Annotated in this window: 2 protein-coding genes; both read right to left on the bottom strand. The window is 62.3% G+C overall.

Features of this window, described 5'->3' with window-relative positions; translation table 11 throughout:
* Nucleotides 1-2,882 (bottom strand): two-partner secretion domain-containing protein (locus tag ACW9UQ_RS18345; protein ID WP_458932438.1); only part of this gene is annotated, 2,882 nt, incomplete at its 3' end.
* Between the two features lie 10 nt (nucleotides 2,883-2,892).
* Nucleotides 2,893-3,573: ShlB/FhaC/HecB family hemolysin secretion/activation protein (locus ACW9UQ_RS18340; RefSeq protein ID WP_458932437.1), on the bottom strand; the 681-nt coding region annotated here is incomplete at its 5' end.

The following is a 3,573-nucleotide window of genomic DNA, read 5'->3' as shown; positions in this document are numbered from 1 at the left end:
GCCAGTACCAGATTGCCGCTGCGTGCGATCAGCGACATGGCGCGGCCGGCTTCAACATCTGCGCCAGCCAGCAGCAGCCCGTCCTGACCCTCGGCGATCAGCGAGACATCCTTGCCGGCCCGGATGCTGGAGGTCAGAGCGCGGACATCTTCAACCCGCAGGTGGTTCTTGCCGGTGGGCTTGCCGCGGCGGGACTCCAGCGCGGGTGCGGTGACGTTCAGCGCACCGCCCGCGATCAGGGCCGCATTGTTCCCGGCATCAATCCTGGCCCCGGCGACGGTCAGATCGCCCGCGGATTTGATCACCACATCGCCATCAGAGACGACAGCAGCCCGGCCATAGACTCCATCCGCAAAGGCGGTTTTGTTGCCGCGCCGGTCATAGGCCGAGGCGATCTTGACCGTGTTGCCTGACAGGATGACCGATCCACCCTCGATCCGACCGCTGGAGGCCAGCGTGCCGGTGGCATTCACCCGAACGCCCCCTTCGGCAAAAAGCGTACCGGAATTCTGGAAATCGGTGGTGTTGACGTCGATCACGGCACCGCGCAACACCGAACCGCCCGCCAGCGTGATCCGCGATGTGTCTGCCAGATAGACCCGGGGGGCCAGCACGGTCTGGCCGTTGACCTGGATCTCTTCCATCCAGATGATATCGGTCTTCAGCGCGGCCTGTTGCGCAGGCGTCAGGGCGACCCCGACGGTCAGGTCCAACTCTTCGGCCGCGTTGACGGCATTGTCATACATCGCCTTGATCTGGGCGACCTCATCAATGCCCGGCTGCAACCGCAGCATGCCCGCCAGGGCCAGCAACTGTTTGCGGATATACAGCAGTTCGGCATAGGCATCGCCCAGGCGCTTTTGCGCCTCTGCCGGGTCCAGGCCAACCGCGATCAGGAAATAGTCCGAGGACAGGAACAGCTCGGGGTTCACAAATTGCGGGTCGGTCTCGATCAGGTAAGCGGCATCGGGATCAACACTGACCACCAGCAAATCATTCGAGGTCAGGTCCGAGGCCAGATCAGCCGGATCAACATTGCCTGAGGCCTCGGATACAGCCGCATTGCCCTGGACGGCCCCGTTCAGCACATAGCCCGAGACATTGGCGTCGATCACGCCGGCGGCTTCGATCACGCCAAAGACCGCCCCGACCTGTTCCAGCACGGTCGGATCACCGGTGGGCGCGTAAAGACCCAGGCCGATATTTTCCAGCGTGTCGAGGTTCAGCGTGATGTTGCCCGCCGCCGAGATCAGGGAATAGCGGTTCTCGGCGCTGGTGGCATTCAGGGTGATATTACCGCCCGAGATGATCTGCGCGGCCTCGCCGTTCAGGGTGACCTCGGCCAGTTGCGCATCGGGGTCAAAGCCGCCGGTGTCGCAGGTATAGCCCGGCGGACAGGTATCGCCGCTGCCATCGGGTGTGCTGACGGTCAGCCCGTTGATCGTCGGATCGGGGCGGGCATTCAGGATGTGGGTCGCGGCGATCAGGATATCGCCCGAAATCGTCTCGATCGTGCCGCCATCAAGATTGCGAACCTCATTGGCCGCCGTCAGCGTCAGGTTCGCATTCGACAGGATTGTGCCGCCGTTATTCTCGATATCATGGGTGGCGTTCAGCCCCACCGCATCTTCGCCATAAACGACGCCCGAATTGGTGATATCTGTTCCGTCGATCTGCAGCGCCCCACCCGAGGCGGCGATCCGACCGGCCGAGGTGATATTCTTACCCGACAGGGTCAGGTTGTTCGCCGCAACAAGGGCTGCATCACCTGCCAGGCCGATATCACCGTCAATGCTGGCCGTCAGATTGGTTCCCGACACAACCTGCGCCCCGGCCCCGGCGGTCATCCCGGTCGCGGTGACCTCAACCCCCCGATCCGCCTGCACGGTGGCATTCGGCGCGATGGTAAACTCATCCAGCGTGGTGATGCGGGCAAATTGCGAGGTCGACACCGAATGCGTAACCTCGACCGGTCCTGTGGCCTGCACACGGACCGGGCCCGAGGCCGAGGCGCTGCCGATGACCAGCCGCCCGTCCGAGGTCAGGCGCATCTCGCCTGCGCTGGCGGCCATCTGCTGTGGCATGCGCGCGCCAACACCGTCTTCGGTTGAGGTGATGGTGATGGCATTGGCGTACATACCGCCCAGAACCGTGCTGTCGATCGAAAGCGCGGGCTTGGCCGAGCCATCGTCCAGCTTTTCCGTGACTTCGCCGGTGGCATAGACCACATCATTGCGGCCCAGTACGACGCGAACATCCTGCCCCGCGACAGGACCGCCAACGACCAGCTGACGCGAGATCAGGCCAAAGGTCAGCGCGGAACGGGCATCCGCGCCCTTCTCGCCAATGGAAATCGTGCCATCATCGACCGATAGTCCGGTGAAGGTGTCCCCCTCAAAGGTCGGGGTGCCGGTGGTCAGGGTCAGGTTGCCGGTATTGATGAACCCGCAGCCATTGCAGGTGATGCCGTAAGGGTTGGCGACAATCACATCCGCCTGGGTGCCACCGACCTCCATCGCGCCCAGCAGTTGCGAGGCATTGGGGCCGGTCACCTCGTTCAGGATCAGACTGGCCGCTGCCCCGGTGATATTGGGGTTGGGCACAATCAGGCCGCCAAGCTCGGTCCCGACAACGCCATTGGTGGCGTTGTTGTTCAGGATCAGGCCTTCGCTGCCGACATCGAATTGCTGAAAGACATTGTGCGAAACACCGTTGGCATCCACCTCCTGGATCATGATCAGGGGGACACCATTGCCCGAGCCCGCATCCAGATTGCTGCCATCAGGTGCTGTGACAACGGTTTGCGCCATCAGCGGCTGCAGCGTGATCGCCGCTGTGGAAATCGCCGCAACAAATCGGTTCAGAAAAGTTTTGATGCCCATCCCCGGCCCCTCAGAATCTAAATGACAATGATGCGAGAAACTCACCATCCGGGCGTGTCAGCCCCGATGGAACACTCAGAACCTGATGCCAGGCCATATCGAAAGAGGCCTTGCCAAACTGACCGCGCAGTCCCAATGCGCCGCCAGACATCGTGCCGCCGATCACATCCCCACCTGCGACCGTCGTCGAATACTGTTCAAATATATGCCCGACATCGAGCGCGCCGTAAAGCTGTACGGTCGCTGGCCATTTGTCCTGCCCGGCAGGTGTAAAGCTCAACTCGTTGCGCAAAAGCACCCCATTGGCACCGCTCATCAGGCCGCGCGAGGTGCCCCTGACACTGGACAGGCCCCCCAGATTGAACTGGTAGTTGCCATGCAGCGCATTCAGCGCGCCCTGCGCCCGGATCTGTCCCGAATAGCTCAGCACACCGGCCTTCAGCTTCCAGGGCCGGGTGTAATCCACACCCACATCAAACAGGGTAAACTGCGCCTCGGGCTGGCTGTCAGACACTTCAGCGATCTGCTCCGCCCCGAACCAGGTCAGGCCCTGTTCCACACCCAGACGGGCCGTCAGCAGACCACCTCCAAGGGCACGCTCATGCGTCAGATCCAGCCGGAATGAAGACAGGGTCCGGCTGGAGGCGTTGATGACAATCTTGGCCACACGATCCTCATTTTGGCGAAACTC

This window comes from Halovulum sp. GXIMD14793, from assembly GCF_054457435.1.
The sequence above is the reverse complement of the archived record's forward strand: the minus strand, read 5'-3'. Positions and strand labels throughout refer to the sequence as shown.